This window comes from Duganella sp. LjRoot269 (assembly GCF_964254095.1).
GTDB classification, from domain to species: Bacteria; Pseudomonadota; Gammaproteobacteria; order Burkholderiales; family Burkholderiaceae_D; genus Rugamonas; species Rugamonas hordei.
Map to the genome: position 1 here is coordinate 6,275,420 of NZ_CAXUSL020000001.1, position 14,642 is coordinate 6,290,061.

Here is a 14,642-nt window from a genome sequence, read left to right on the forward strand (position 1 = left end):
GTTGTTGCGATGCACTAATTGTCTGCATTTCCGGCCGTGCGTGTTGTTATAAATCAAATTATAGACAGATAGTGTCTATGCGGCATTTTTACTTGTTGCAAGCTTTGCGTCATAGCAGAAAAAATAACTTTCCAAGCCCCACTTTCGTCGCTAGAATGGGATTATTGCATTGCATCATAATGCGCCTTCCGGGCACTGCCATACCGCGCTGCCATATCCATACGCCAATACGCACTGATCATTCTATCGCCCCAGGAGAAACCATGTCTTCGATCACCGAACAGTTTTCCGCAGCTACGAAATCCCAGTTGGAAGCCCAGTTCAACATCTTCAGCACGTTTGCCAGCACCGCCGTGGAAAGCGCGGAAAAGGTCATCGCCCTGAACATCAGCACCACCAAGGCTTCGGTGGAAAAGTCGTCCGCCGCCGCGAAGAAACTGCTGGAAGCCAAGGATCCCAAGGAATTCTTCAGCCTCAGCACCGCCGAGCCGGCCAGTTTCGACAGCCTGCTGGCCTACGGCCGCCAGCTGTACGCCATCGCCACCGACGTCCAGAGTGAACTGATCCAGACCGCGCAAAGCACCATCAAGCAAGTGACCGAGCTGACCACCGCGCCGGTGACCGCCGCCGCCAAGGCAACGCCGCCGGCGCTGGCGGCCGCCGTCTCGGCAGCGGTGGCGCCGCCTGCCCCGCTTGCCACGGTCGCCAAGCCGCCGGTGGTCGCCGCAACCGCCGCCGCGCCGGCCAACGAAGCGGTGGCCGTGCCGAAAACTCCCGCCAAGGTCGCCAAGCCGAAACCGGCCGCCGCGCCGGTGCCCGAAGCCAGCGACGTGATCGACGTCAAGGTCGCCGCCAAGCCATCGTTCCCGGCGGCGCCGCCTAAGCCGGTGGCGGCTGAAGGCAAGCCCGCGCTGAAATCCGTCGAGGCGCCGAAAGCCAAGCAGGCCGCCAAACCGGCCGGCAAGCAGCTCGACATGCTGAGCGGCGCCAAAGCCAAGAAATAAAAGTCCCGCAGCGTGCCGGGCGGATCCGGCAGCCATGTTGTATCCTAGCGGGCTAAGCGCCGGTGCTTGTCCGCCGGCCCCACGCTTCTGAGGCAACATGTCAAAATTATCCGCGTTGATCGGCGGCTTCGTCCGCCAGCACAGCCGCGCCTATATCCTGTCCGGTGCCATGCTGGCGGGTGTCGCCACGCTCACCGTCTGGGTGCCGCGCAAGGTCGGCGCCATGATCGACGGCCTGGCCGCCCACACGCTGGGCGGCAACGCGCTGCTGATGGAAATCGGTTCGCTGCTGCTGATCGGCGCCTGCATCTACTTCCTGCGCGTCGGCTGGCGCCAGATCCTGTACGGCGCCGCCTACCAGCTGGGCGTGTCGCTGCGCACCCGCCTGTACACCCGCCTGACCTTGCAAGGCCCGGCCTTCTACCAGCGCCAGCGCACCGGCGACCTGATGGCGCTGGCCACCAACGATATCGACGCGATTGAAATGGCCGCCGGCGAAGCGATGCTGGCCGGCTTCGACGGCGCGCTGACGCTGGTGATGGTGCTGGGCGTGATGCTGCTTGGCGTAGACTGGCGCCTGGCCTGCATCGCGCTGCTGCCGTTCCCGCTGATGGCGTGGGCGTTCTGGTACATCTCCGGCCATATCCACACCGCCTCCACCGATTCGCTGAAGCGCTTCAGCGCGCTCAACGACCACGTGCAGGAAACCCTGTCCGGGGTGCGCACCCTGCGCGCGCTGGGCCTCGAGCAGCGCAGCGCCAAACAGTTCGGCGAGCTGGCGCAGCACGCGTCCAACGCCAGCCTGCGCGCGCAGGTGTGGGAGGCCGCCTACGAACCGGCGGTCGGCCTGACCCTGACCGCCGCCGGCGGCCTGACGCTGGGCCTGGGCGGCTACCTGATCTGGCAACAGCAGCTGACCATCGGCGCGCTGACCAGCTTCACCATGTATCTCGGGCAGCTGATCTGGCCGATGTTCGCCGCCGGCTGGGTGCTGTCGCTGATCGAGCGCGGACGCGCGGCCTGGCAGCGCCTGCAGCCGATGCTCGACGCACCGCTGGCCATCGACGATCACGGCACGCTGGCCAGCGTCGCGCCGGGCCCGCTGTCGCTGCGCGGCGTCAGCTACGCCTATGCCGAGCAAAGCATTCCGGCGCTGAAAGAGATCGACCTCGAACTGAAGCCGGGCCAGACGCTCGGCCTGGTCGGCCCCACCGGCTGCGGCAAGTCGACCCTGCTGCGCGTGCTGCTGCGCCAGCTGACGCCGCAATCGGGCAGCGTGCAATGGAGCGGCCATGCTCTGGACGAATACAAGCTGCACGCGCTGCGCGCCGCCATCAGCTGGGTGCCGCAGGAGTCCTTCCTGTTCTCGGCCTCGATCGCCGACAACATCGCGCTGGCCCGCCCCGGCGCCAGCCGCGCGCAGGTGGAGCATGCCGCCAACCTGGCCGCCATCCACGACGACATCCTGCAGTTCCCGCAGGGGTACGAAACGCAGGTCGGCGAGAAGGGCATCACGCTGTCGGGCGGCCAGCGCCAGCGCGTCGCCATCGCCCGCGCGCTGTTGGCCGACAACGACCTGCTGCTGCTCGACGATGCGCTGTCCGCCGTCGACACCGGCACCGAAACGCGCATCCTGCAGCACCTGGAAGAACTGCGCCAGGCGCGCAAGGGCCGCAGCGCCGTCATCGCCAGCCACCGCCTCAGTTCCGTCGTCAGCGCCGACCTGATCGTCGTGCTGCGCGACGGCCGCATCAGCGAAACCGGCAGCCACGAACAGCTGCTGGAGCAGGACGGCTGGTATGCCAGCCAGTGGCGCTATCAACAATTGGAAGCCAGCCTCGATGCACTCTAAACCCGCCGCCTCCCCCGCAGTCTCCGCCCGCCGCCAGACCTGGCAGGCGGTCTCCCTGCTGCGCCGGGCCGCGCTGCCCGACCAGCACCATCTCGGCTGGGCCGTCATGTGGCTGGTGCTGGCCGCGCTGCTCGAAGTGCTGGGCCCCATCATGGGCAAGGCGCTGATCGACGAACACCTGCTGCCGCACCACCTGGACTGGCCGCGCATGGCCGCCCTGCTGGCCGGCGTGCTGTTCACCGGCTGGATCGCCAGCGGCCTGCGCTACCTGCAGCTGGTGCGCCTGTCCGGCCTGGCGATGCGCTCGGTGATGCGGCTGCGCGAGATGGTCTACGGCCACGTGCTGCTGCTGCCGATGGCCTTCTTCGACCGCGCCATCACCGGCCAGCTGGTCTCGCGCGTGACCAACGATACGGAAGCCGTCAAGACGCTGTACATCCAGGTGCTGTTCGTCATGCTCGATTCGACCATCGTGCTGGTCGGCACCGTCGCCGCGATGGCGTGGCTGGACTGGCACCTGATGCTCATCGTGCTGGCGCTGCTGCCGGCGGTGCTGCTGATCGTCTGGCTGTACCAGCGCTGGAGCGCGCCGGCCGTCACCCGCGCCCGCGCGCTGCGCAGCGACATCAACGGCCAGATGGCCGAATCGATAGGCGGCATGAGCGTGCTGCAGGCGAACAACGCGGAGGCGCGCTTCGGCGCCCGCTTCGCCGACACCAACCAGCAGCACTACACGGCGCGCCTGGCCGAGCTGCGCGCCAACGCCTGGCTGCTGCGTCCCGCGCTGGACATGTTCAACATCATCCTGCTGGCGGCGGTGATCTTCATGTTCGGCAAGCGCGAGATGACCGCCACCGAAGTCGGCGTGCTGTACGCCTTCATCAGCTACCTGGCGCGCGTGATCGAACCGCTGATCCAGATCACCATGCAATTCAGCCAGCTGCAGCAATCGGTGGTGGCCACCGCGCGCGTGGCCACGCTGCTGGACGAGGCGACCGCCTACGAGCACGACGCCGCCAGCGACGCCGGCAAGGACGCCGGCCTGGCCACCGCGCGCGCCGCCGCCAACGACAGCCACGTGCCGGCCGTCGCCATCCGCCACCTCAACTTCGCCTACAACGAAGGCAACACCGTGCTGCACGACCTGTCGCTGGAGATACCGCAAGGCGCCTTCTTCGGCATCGTCGGCCACACCGGCAGCGGCAAGTCCACGCTGCTGTCGCTGCTGCTGCGCTTTTATCCGGCCAGGCATGGCAGCATCGCCATCCACGGCATGCCGCTCGACGCCATCGCCAACGAGCGCTTCCGCGCCGAAGTGGGCCTGGTGCCGCAGGACCCCTTCCTGCTGGCCGCCTCGGCCCGCGAGAACATCGACATGGGCCGCGGCCTGACGCAGGCGCAGATCGAAGCGGCCGCCCGCGCCGCCCACGCGCACGACTTCATCATGGCGCTCGACCGGGGCTACGACACCGCGCTGGGCGAAGGCGGCTCGCGCCTGTCGGTCGGGCAGAAGCAGCTGGTCGCCATCGCCCGCGCGCTGGCCGGCCGGCCGCGCATCCTGTTGCTCGACGAAGCGACCTCGCACATCGATTCACAAACCGAGCAGATCGTGCAGACCGCGCTGGACGAGTTGCGCGGCAAGGTGACGGTGATCGCCATCGCCCACCGCCTGTCGACCATCCGCGACGCCGACCGCATCATCGTGCTCAATCACGGCCGCATCGCCGAGACCGGACCGCACGAGCACCTGATGCAGATCGACGGCGGCCTGTACCAGCGGCTGTACCTGCTGCAGCAACTGGCAGCTTGAACAACATTGTCAAAACAGTAGAAATAAATGGCACGGTCGGCCACATTGTTAATTTTTTCACCACAAATACTGTGCATTTTGATGGAAAAAATCATCGCCGCGCGGGCTTTCTCGACTGCAACAAGAATATAATTGTCTAGACACTTTACAAGTGCAAACGACAATCGGGGGCGTGTGTTGGCAGGGATGAAAAATGGCTGGTTGCTGAAGCAGGCAAGGCCGCGCGCCGTCGCGGCGGGGACTTTGCTGGCGCTGTCGCTGGCACTGCCGCCGGCGCTGGCGCAATCGGCGGCGCCCATCTCCGCGGCCGACACGGCGAAAAACGAACTGTTCCACCGCATCCTCGACATCCGCGAGCAAAGCCGCTTCGTGCCGGACAAGGCGCTGGCCCAGCTGCTCAAGCTGGCGCCCGAGGTGGGCACCGAAGCCCCCTACACGCAAGCCGAACTGCTGACCCAGATCAGCGCCGCGCGCATGCGCCTGGGCCAGAACGAGGAGGCGCTGGCTGCGGCCGAGCAGGTCATCAGCTACGGCAAGACGCTGCGCGACAACGTCATCATCGCCAAGGGCATGCTGGCCAAGGTCTACGTGCTGTTCGCCCAGGCCGACGTCAAGGCCGCGCACCGGCTGGCCTTCGAATCCGAGAAGCTGGCGCTCGCCACCAGCAACCTGGCCTTGCGCACGCAGGCCACCGTCACCGCCGGCCAGACCTACGCCGAGCAGGGCAACTTCCCCGATGCGCTGGTCAAGCTGCAGGCGGCGGTCGACATGTCGCGCCAGGTCAACGACGATCCCGCGATGCTGCCGGCCGCGCTCAACGCGCTGACCACGCTGTACACGCAGATGAAGGAATACGACAAGGCCTCCGCCACGCTCGACGAGCTGCTGACGGAAAGCGAAAAGCTCAAGTCGCCCGGCCGCATGGCGATCGCCAAGAATACCGAGTACGGCCTGGCCATCGATTCCGGCCAGCCCAAGCGCGCCTTGCGCGCGCTGCTGCAAAGCCTGGACCTGGAGCGCAAGCTGGGCGCCGAGCGCATGATCGGCGTGACGCTGGTGAACCTGGCCGACAGCTACCTGAAAGAGCACGACTACGCGCGCGCCGCGCAGTACGCGGCCGAATCGCTGCGCTCGACGCTGCTGACCGGCGACAAGTCCACCGAGGGCACGGCGCGCGTCAACCTGGGCCAGGCCTACCTGGGCCTGGGCCGCATCGCCGAAGGCAAGAAGAGCTACGAAGCCGGCATGGCCCGCTACGAGCAGGAGAACAACAAGCCTGACCTGCAGTCGGCCCTGCGCGAATACGGCGAATCGCTGGAACGGGCGGGCGACCTGGCGGGCGCCGTGTCGGCCTATCACCGCGAACGCGCGCTGTCGAACGAGCTGTTTGAAGCGCAGCGGCAGAAATCCGTGCTGGAGCTGCAGGAGAAATACGAAACCGAGAAGAAGCAGCGCCAGATCGAGCTGCTGAGCCGCGAGAACCAGGTCAAGGGCGCGGAGATCGACAACCGCCGGCTGCAGCAGCGCGTGTGGTGGCTGCTGGCACTGGTGTTCGCGCTGGCGTCGATCGTGGTCGGCCTGCTGTACCGCAAGGTACGCCATGCCAACGCGCAGCTGGAAGTGAAGAACATGGAACTGAAGGCGCAGTCCACGCTGGACCCGTTGACCGCGCTGTACAACCGCCGCCACTTCCAGGACTTCATGCGCAGCATGAACCTGCAGGGCGACCAACGGGACCAGCACGAAAAACGACGCGCGCAGCACGGCGACGACATCGTCGGCGCATTGTTCCTGCTCGACGTCGACCACTTCAAGCACATCAACGACACCTACGGCCACGCCGCCGGCGACGTGGTGCTCAAGATGATCGCCGAGAACCTGCGCGTGGCGCTGCGCGAGACCGACATGATCGTGCGCTGGGGCGGCGAGGAATTCCTCGCCTTCCTGCCGGCGATACCGCGCCACGGCATCGACGAAATCGCCCGCCGCATCCTGGTCGGCATTTCGTCGCAGACCATCCGCTACCAGGAGCACGATATCTCGGTCAATGTGTCGGTCGGCTTCGCCCCCTACCCGCTGGTGCCGGCCGACGCGCCGCTGCCGTGGGAGCGCGCGGTCAACCTGGTCGACATGGCGCTGTACCTGGCCAAGGCCCACGGCCGCAACCGCGCCTACGGCGTACGCGGTTTCAACAACTTCCAGCACACCTCGATGGAAGCGATCGAGCAGGATCTGGAGGGCGCCTGGCGCGCCGGCTTCGTCGACCTGAGCGTGGTGTTCGGCGGCGAACGGGTCGAACCGCCATCGGAGCACAGCAATGTCGTGCCGCTCAAGCGCGTGCTCCAGGAACCCGGGCACTGACAGCGCATCTTTGTCAAAATATAGATCGGGGGCGTCAGTTGGAGGTTAGCAAGCATCGAGGGTGGTTGTCCGGAGCACGGTCGCTGGCGCTGGGCGCGGCCGTCCTGGCCGCGCTGGCGGCGGGGCCGGCACTGGCCCATTCCGAGCTGGATCAGCGCATCCTGGACCTGCGCGAACAAGGTCGCATCGATCCCGACCAGGCGCTGGCGCAACTGCTCGCGCTGCAGCCGCGGATGGACGACGCGCCTCCGCTCACCCGGACAGAGCGGCTGGTGCAGATCGGCCTTGCACAGCGGCTCATGCGCCAGAACGACGCGGCCCTGGCGACGGCCGAGCAGATCATCGCCTACGGCCAATCCCTGCACGACGATGTCGTCATCGCCCACGGCATGCGCGTCAAGGCGATCGCGGTCGGGGCGCGCGGCGACGCGAAGGCTGCCCACCAGTTGGCCCTCGACGCGGAAAAGCTGGCTTACACCACCAACGACAAGGCGCTGCAGGCGCAGGCCGCCACCACCGCCGGCGAGATCAGCGCGCGCCAGGGAAATTTCCTGACCGCGCTGGATCATCTGCAAGCGGCGGTCCGGCTTGCGCGCCAGGCCGGCGAAGATCCGGTATTGCTGGTCAACGCGCTGCTGCAGCTGACGTATCTCCATGTCCAGACCAGCGAGCGCGACAAGGCTTTCGGCTCGCTGGACGAACTCGAGAAGGAGACGGCCAGGCTGCGCTCCACGGCGCTGTCGATCGAAGCCAAGTTTATGGAATACGAGGTGGCGAACCGCTTCGGCCAACCCAAGCGCGCGCTGCAGGCGCTGCTCGACAATCTCGATCTTGAACGCAAACTGGGCGCGCGGCGCCTGCTCGTCTCGACCCAGGTCAACCTGTCCAATCTCTATCTGAAGAGCCACGACTACGCATCGGCGGCGCACCACGCGTCCGAAGCGCTGCGGCAGGCGGTGGCCAACAAGTCCCCGCTGGGCGAGTCGAAGGCGCGCATGAACCTGGGGCATGCCTACCTGGGCCTGGGGCGCGTCGCCGAGGGCAAGAAATACTACGAGACCGGCATGGCATGGCTCGACAAGAACGACCTCAAGCCCCATCTGCAGGAAGCCTTGATGGAATATGGCCAGGCGCTGGAAGCCGCCGGCGACATGGCCGGCCCGGTGCAGGCGTATCACCGCGAGCGCGCGCTGTCGGACGAGATGTCGGAGGCGCAGCGCCGCAAATCCATGCTGGAACTGCAGCAGAAGTACGAGACCGAGAAGAAGCAGCGCCAGATCGAGCTGCTGAGCCGCGAGAACCAGGTCAAGGGCGCGGAGATCGACAACCGCCGGCTGCAGCAGCGCGTGTGGTGGCTGCTGGCCGCGGCGTTCGCGCTGGCGTCGATGGTGGTCGGCCTGCTGTACCGCAAGGTGCGTCATGCCAACGCGCGGCTGGAAGTGAAGAACATGGAACTGAAGGCGCAGTCCACGCTGGACCCGCTGACCGCCCTGTACAACCGCCGCCACTTCCAGGACTTCATGCGCACCATGAACCTGGCCGACAGGCAGAGCGGCCAGCACGGCGACGACATCGTCGGCGCATTGTTCCTGCTCGACGTCGACCACTTCAAGCACATCAACGACACCTACGGCCACGCCGCCGGCGACGTGGTGCTCAAGATGATCGCCGAGAACCTGCGCGTGGCGCTGCGCGAGACCGACATGATCGTGCGCTGGGGCGGCGAGGAATTCCTCGCCTTCCTGCCGGCGATACCGCGCCACGGCATCGATGAAATCGCCCGCCGCATCCTGGTCGGCATTTCGTCGCAGACCATCCGCTACCAGGAGCACGATATCTCGGTCAATGTGTCGGTCGGCTTCGCGCCCTACCCGCTGGTGCCGGCCGACGCGCCGCTGCCGTGGGAGCGCGCGGTCAACCTGGTCGACATGGCGCTGTACCTGGCCAAGGCCCACGGCCGCAACCGCGCCTATGGCGTACGCGGTTTCAACAAATTCCAGCACACCTCGATGGAAGCGATCGAGCAGGACCTGGAACGGGCATGGCGTGACGGCTTCGTCGACCTGAGCGTGGTGCTGGGCGATGCGCCGCAGCCGCAGCCGCCTTCGGAACACGGCAACGTGCGGGCGCTCAAACCGGCGGCGAAGGCGGCGCCCTGATGTCTGTGCAAACCGGCCGCCTCGCTTGGCCTTGGCGCCCGACGGTGCGGCCCGCCCTCGCCGTCATGGCCGCCGCGCTGGCGCTGGCGCCGGCATCGGCGCGGCCGCTGTCCGAGATGGACCAACGCATCATCGAGCTGCGCGACCAGATCCGCATGTTCCCGGACAAGGCGCTGGCGCAACTGCTCGAGCTGCAGCCCCGGATCGGCGTCGAAGCGCCGCGCACGCAGGCTGAATTGCTGACCCAGATCAGCGCGGTGCGCACGCGCCTGAACCAGCTCGCCGCGGCAGCGGATACGGCCGATCAAATCGTCGCCTACGGGCGATCCCAGCGCGACGACGTCATCGTGGCCAAGGGCTTGCTGGCACAGGAAACGGTGGCCTACGCTCGGGACGACAGCAAGGCGGCGCATCGGCATATCTTCGAGGCGGAACAGCTGGCGCAGCGCGCCGGCGACAAATCCCTGCTGGCCCAGGTCGAGGTGGAGGCCGGTGTGGCCCGCGCCGAGCTGGGCGACTTTCCCGCCGCGCTGGCCACGTTGCAATCGGCGGTCGGCGCCGCGCGTGGGGTGGACGACGACCAGATGCTGCTGTTTTACGCGCTCAGGGCGCTGACCCGGCTGTATGTCCAGACCAAGGATCGCGCGAAGGCCTACGCCACGCTGGACGAACTGACGGCGACGACGGAAAAACAGCGCCGGCCGATACAAATGGTGCAGCTGAAAACCAGCGAATACATCGTGACGATCAACTTCGGCCAGCGCGAACGCGCGCTGCGCGCGTTGCTGGACTGCGTGGCCCTGGAACGCAAGCTGGGCGCCAGGTACATGCTGCCTCCCACGCTCAACAACCTGGCCGATAACTATCTGAAGGCGCGCGACTACGCGCGGGCCGCGCAGTACGCGTCCGAAGCGCTGCGGGAGGCGAAGGGGCTCAACCTCACCGGCAGCGACGCGGCGGCGCACTCGAATCTGGGCCAGGCCTACCTGGGCATGGGACGCATCGCCGAAGGCAAAAAAAGCTTCGAGGCCAGCCTGGCCTGGTTCGAACACGTACAAAGCAAGCCCGACATACAGTCCAACTTGCTGGAATACGGGCAGGCGCTGGAAGACGCCGGCGACATGGCCGGGGCGATCCAGGCCTATCACCGCGAACGCCTCATCTCGAACGAACTGTTCGAGTCCAAACGGCGGCAGGCCGTGCTGGAACTGCAGGAAAGCTACGCGGCGGACGAGAAGCAGCGCCAGATCGCGCTGCTCAGCCGCGAGAACCGGATCAAGGATGTCGAGATCGACAACCGCCGCCTTCAGCAGCGCCTGTGGTGGCTGCTGGCATTGGTGTTTGGGCTGGCTTCGGTGGCGGGCGCCCTGCTGTATCGCAAGGTGCGCCAGGCACACGGGCGGCTGGAGACCAAGAACCTGGAGCTCAAGGCGCTGTCCATGCTCGATCCCCTGACCGCGCTGTACAACCGCCGCCACTTCCGCGACCACATGCAGCGCTTGGCGGCCGAGGGCAACGCCGCCGAACGGCGCGCGCCGCGCGACGACGACATCATCGGTGCGCTGTTCCTGCTCGATGTCGACCACTTCAAGCAGGTCAACGACCACTACGGCCACGCCGCCGGCGACATCGTGCTGAAGATGGTGGCCAACAGCCTGCGCGTGGCGCTGCGCGAGACCGACATGATCGTGCGCTGGGGCGGCGAGGAATTCCTGGCCTTCCTGCCCGCGATCCGGCGCGGGCGCATCGACGAGGTGGCGCACCGCATCCTGGCCGGCGTTTCGTCGCAGACCGTCAGCTACCAGGGGCACGACATCTCGGTCCGGGTCTCGGTCGGCTTCGCGCCGTTCCCGCTGGCGCCGGCCGGCGTGCCGCTGGCGTGGGAGCGCGTGGTCAACCTGGCCGACATGGCGCTGTACCTGGCCAAGACCGGCGGCCGCAATCGCGCCTATGGCGTGCGCGGCTTCGACAACATCGGGGCCGCCTCCATCGAGGCGATCGAACAGAACCTGGAAGCCGCCTGGCACGCCGGCCTCGTCGATTTGAGTTTGGTGCTGAGCGAGGCGCCCGGATTACCGGCCAAGCCGGTCAACGCCGGCCTGTAGGGCGCCAGGGGGCCGCAGGGCCTACTTCGCCGGCGCGCTCGCTTCGCGTTCGCGCGCCTTTTCCTGCATCTTCTCGCCGGCCTGCTCCAGCTTCTTGCCGGCGGCCTCGGTCGCCTTGTTCAGCTTGTCGCCGGCCGCGTCGGTGGCCTTGTCGATCTGCTGGCTGGTTTCCTTGGCGGCATCGGTGATCTGCTGGTTGGCCTGCTGCGCCGCCTCGGTCAGCTGGCGGCCGGCCTTGTCGGTGGCCTGGTCCAGCCTGCGGCCCGCCGTTTCAGCGGGGCCGGCGCCGGTGTCGTCCTTCTTCTGGCAGCCGCCCAGCAGCGCCAGCATCATCAGTACGGCGGCTGCGCCGCCCATCGTTGTTTTGCTTGTCATCATCGTCTCCAAGAGGAATGAAATATTTCCAACAGCATACAACGACGCGGCGCGACGCAGCGCACGGCAGGCTATTTGTAGATGCCGACGCCGATGACATAGTCGCCGGACTTTTCAACGTAGGTGTTTTTCTCTTCGAGGTTCTTGGTGATGGAGTTGGGCCACATGTATTTGACCCAGCCCTTGCCGGCCGGACTGGCGCCGATCTTGAGGAACTCCTTGACCGGATAGACCCCGCCCGCGTTCAGTTCCATCAGCGGCTTGTTGATCATCTTGGCGTTGTTGCCGTGTGCCAGCGCGGTGCCGGTCTTGTCGAACATGAACACGTACAAGTCGCCCTGCACGAACTCGCCCTTCTGGTCGTTGAACGCGGCGATCGCCTTGTCCTTGCCGTTCTTTTGCAGGTATTCGCTGGCGCGCTTGACCATCGCCACCGCCTCGTCGGCGGTGCCGCGCCTGGGCGCGTCCTGCGCCGTGGCGGCGCCGGTCAGGGTCAGCGTCAGCGCTGCGGCCAGCAGGAACTGGAACAGGTTTTTCATGGCGGGTCTCCTTGGTTGAAGGCGCCAGGGCAGGCGCCGATGCGGGCGCCGGGTCAGGCGATTTTCTTGGGTGGGGGCGGTGGCGTGAAGACGATGTTTTCGCCGGCCGGCGCGGTGTCCAGCGCTTCGGATTTTTCCAGCCAGTTCATCAGCTTTTCCATGCGGCGGATCAGGATGCCCTTGCTGCTGATGTAGCCGACCTGCTCGAAGTTTTCCGGCTTGCTGACCATCTTCGACACCGTCGGCAGGTTGTCCGCCAGGCGCTCGAAGGCCTTGCGCGCCTTTTGCTCCCACTTCACCAGGTTGGGTTCGTTGAAGCGGTTGCTCTCGTAGTAGATGGTCAGCGTGCGGTCGTGATTGCCGAAGCCGACTATCGCCGCCCCCATGCGCACCGTTTCCAGCACATCGTCCTTGATCGTTGCCGTCGGCACAAACAACGCTGCGCGCCCGGTGGAATCCGGTCGCTCCAGCGGCAAATCCTGTCCCATTAATACGCTCATCACGCTTCCTGTTCTCTACGCCGGAGTTGCTGCTAGGCTATATTTGTGATTCTATATCGCGGGTCCGGGCAATACAAGGAGAAACAGCGCCACCGTGGCGCGCCGGGTAATCGGGCTCGACGCTTACTTTATAATGTCGGCTGATCCTTCAGTCCGACACCACCATGACGTTTTCCCCCTCCGCCAGCCGTTTCGGCGACATTCCAGAGCACGCGGTCGACACGGCGGAGCGCAACGTGCGCGACACGCTGGCGCTGGCCATCGAGCACGCCGCGCCGCAGGCCGCGCTGATCGTCTACGACACCCGCACCGACCTCAACCGCGCGCTGACCGAGGCCTACCGCCGCGTGGTGCCGGACGCGCGCTTCGTCGACTTCGACACCGTCGCGCCGGAAGACGTGCTGTCCGCCTTCGCCGGCATGCACAGCGGCGACCTGGTGGTGCTGGTCCAGTCGACCAGCTTCCGGCTTGAAGCCTTCCGCATCCGCATCGAACTGTTCAAGCGCGGCCTGAAGGTGATCGAACACGTGCACCTGTCGCGCATGCCCGGCGAGCAGGGCCTGCACTACATCGCTTCGCTGGCCTACGACCCGGCCTACTACCGGGGCGTCGGCCACGCGCTCAAGGCCCGCATCGACAGCGCCCGACACGGCATGGTCGACAGCGGCAACGGCGAGCGGCTGGTCTTCGGTTCGCCGTTCGAATCGGCCAAGCTGAATATCGGCGACTACAGCGAAATGAACAACGTCGGCGGCCAGTTCCCGCTGGGCGAAGTGTTCACCGAGGCGCGCGACCTGGAGGCGGTGAACGGCCGGGTGCGGATCTTCGTGTTCGGCGACACCTCGTTCATGGTCAACAAGCCGGCCACGCCGGTCACGCTGATCGTCGAAAAGGGCCGCGTGACCGGCGCCGAAAACGCCACGCCGGAATTCGACAACATGCTGGCCATCATCCGCGCGCATGAGGGCGAGGTATGGCTGCGCGAACTGGGCTTCGGCATGAACCGCGCGTTCTCGCGCGAGTGTATGGTCAACGACATCGGCACGTTCGAGCGCATGTGCGGCATCCACCTGTCGCTGGGCGCCAAGCACGGCGTGTACGCCAAGCCGCAGTTCAAGCGCAAGGACGCGCGCTACCATGTCGACGTGTTCGCGGTCACCGAAGCCGTCTACCTCGACGACGAACCGGTCTACCGCGACGGCGCCTGGCAGGTCGCCGTCGACAGCGCCAGCTCCGCCGCCGCCCGCGCGTGAATGCCGGTGGTGTCGAACAAGGGTATCGTCGCGTCGCGCTGATCGACCAATAGCGAGATCTCCGTACATCCAAGGATGATCGCCTGCGCGCCCCGCGCCGCCAGCTCCGCCATCACCCGCAGGTATTGCGCGCGCGATTCCGGCAGGACCTTGCCAAGACATAGCTCTTCATAGATGATCCGGTGGACCAGGTCGCGGTCCTCCAGTTCCGGCACCAGCACCTCGATCCCGTGCCGCTCGCGCAGGCGGTCGCGATAGAAGCTCTGCTCCATCGTGAAACGCGTTCCCAGCAAGCCGACCTTCGCGTATTCATCCCGTTTGATGGCGGCCGCCGTCGGATCGGCGATGTGGAACAGCGGGATGCGCACCGCCGCCTCGATGGCGGAAGCGACTTTGTGCATGGTGTTGGTGCAGACCACCAGGAAATCCGCTCCCGCCGATTCCAGCGTGCGCGCGGCATGGGCCAGCAGCGCGCCCGCGCCCTCCCAGTCTCCGGCGCGCTGCAGCTGCTCCACCTCATGGAAATCCACGCTGTACAGGATGATTTTCGCGGAGTGCAAGCCGCCCAGGCGTTCCTTGATCGTTTCATTGATCTGGCGATAATAGGGAACGGTGGATTCCCAACTCATCCCGCCAATCAAGCCTATGGTCTTCATGTCCGCTCCTTGTGCTGTGTTTGAATTG

At 66.1% G+C, this 14,642-nt stretch carries 11 protein-coding genes; 7 read left to right on the top strand and 4 right to left on the bottom strand.

Annotated features, from left to right (window positions below; translation table 11 throughout):
- The first annotated feature begins 263 nt into the window (after nt 1-263).
- The 6 genes from ACSQ3S_RS28065 to ACSQ3S_RS28090 all read left to right on the top strand — a co-directional run bounded on the left by ACSQ3S_RS28065 (nt 264) and on the right by ACSQ3S_RS28090 (nt 11,291).
- Nucleotides 264-1,004 (top strand): phasin family protein, encoded by a 741-nt coding sequence (locus ACSQ3S_RS28065; protein ID WP_436144420.1) that lies wholly within the window; start codon nt 264-266, stop codon nt 1,002-1,004.
- Between the two features lie 97 nt (nt 1,005-1,101).
- Nucleotides 1,102-2,856: an ABC transporter ATP-binding protein gene (locus tag ACSQ3S_RS28070; protein ID WP_436144421.1), complete on the top strand. Its 1,755-nt coding sequence runs from the start codon at nt 1,102-1,104 to the stop codon at nt 2,854-2,856.
- Entirely contained in the window at nt 2,846-4,666 is a 1,821-nt protein-coding gene (locus ACSQ3S_RS28075; RefSeq protein WP_176652736.1) for an ABC transporter transmembrane domain-containing protein, read from the top strand. The genes ACSQ3S_RS28070 and ACSQ3S_RS28075 overlap by 11 nt, the downstream gene beginning before the upstream one ends.
- 186 nt (nt 4,667-4,852) lie before the next feature.
- Nucleotides 4,853-7,027 carry a diguanylate cyclase gene (locus ACSQ3S_RS28080; RefSeq protein ID WP_436144422.1) on the top strand — a complete coding sequence of 725 codons (2,175 nt, stop codon included), beginning with the start codon at nt 4,853-4,855 and terminating at the stop codon, nt 7,025-7,027.
- A 65-nt stretch (nt 7,028-7,092) separates the two neighbouring features.
- Complete coding sequence (locus tag ACSQ3S_RS28085) at nt 7,093-9,186, top strand: tetratricopeptide repeat-containing diguanylate cyclase (RefSeq protein ID WP_436144423.1); 2,094 nt, start codon at nt 7,093-7,095, stop codon at nt 9,184-9,186.
- A complete protein-coding gene (locus ACSQ3S_RS28090; RefSeq protein ID WP_436144424.1) occupies nt 9,186-11,291 on the top strand; it encodes a diguanylate cyclase in 2,106 nt (701 codons plus the stop codon). Before ACSQ3S_RS28085 ends, ACSQ3S_RS28090 begins: the two co-directional genes overlap by 1 nt.
- A 21-nt stretch (nt 11,292-11,312) precedes the next feature.
- On the opposite strand, the gene ACSQ3S_RS28095 is transcribed toward ACSQ3S_RS28090, so the two are convergent.
- The 3 genes from ACSQ3S_RS28095 to ACSQ3S_RS28105 all read right to left on the bottom strand — a co-directional run bounded on the left by ACSQ3S_RS28095 (nt 11,313) and on the right by ACSQ3S_RS28105 (nt 12,705).
- On the bottom strand, nt 11,313-11,666 hold the full coding sequence (locus ACSQ3S_RS28095) for an apolipophorin (protein WP_176652733.1): 354 nt from the start codon (nt 11,664-11,666) through the stop codon (nt 11,313-11,315).
- Between the two features lie 71 nt (nt 11,667-11,737).
- The gene (locus ACSQ3S_RS28100) at nt 11,738-12,205 is read right to left on the bottom strand and encodes a cache domain-containing protein (RefSeq protein WP_176652732.1); all 468 of its coding nucleotides are present in this window, start codon (nt 12,203-12,205) and stop codon (nt 11,738-11,740) included.
- A gap of 53 nt (nt 12,206-12,258) precedes the next feature.
- The gene (locus ACSQ3S_RS28105) at nt 12,259-12,705 is read right to left on the bottom strand and encodes a hypothetical protein (protein ID WP_176652731.1); all 447 of its coding nucleotides are present in this window, start codon (nt 12,703-12,705) and stop codon (nt 12,259-12,261) included.
- Nucleotides 12,706-12,869: 164 nt separating this feature from the next.
- On the opposite strand from ACSQ3S_RS28105, the gene ACSQ3S_RS28110 reads away from it, so the two are divergent.
- Nucleotides 12,870-13,958 (top strand): hypothetical protein, encoded by a 1,089-nt coding sequence (locus ACSQ3S_RS28110; protein ID WP_436144425.1) that lies wholly within the window; start codon nt 12,870-12,872, stop codon nt 13,956-13,958.
- Here the strand turns inward: ACSQ3S_RS28110 and ACSQ3S_RS28115 are convergent.
- A complete protein-coding gene (locus ACSQ3S_RS28115) occupies nt 13,895-14,614 on the bottom strand; it encodes an aspartate/glutamate racemase family protein (RefSeq protein ID WP_436144426.1) in 720 nt (239 codons plus the stop codon). The genes ACSQ3S_RS28110 and ACSQ3S_RS28115 overlap by 64 nt on opposite strands.
- Nucleotides 14,615-14,642: the final 28 nt, after the last annotated feature.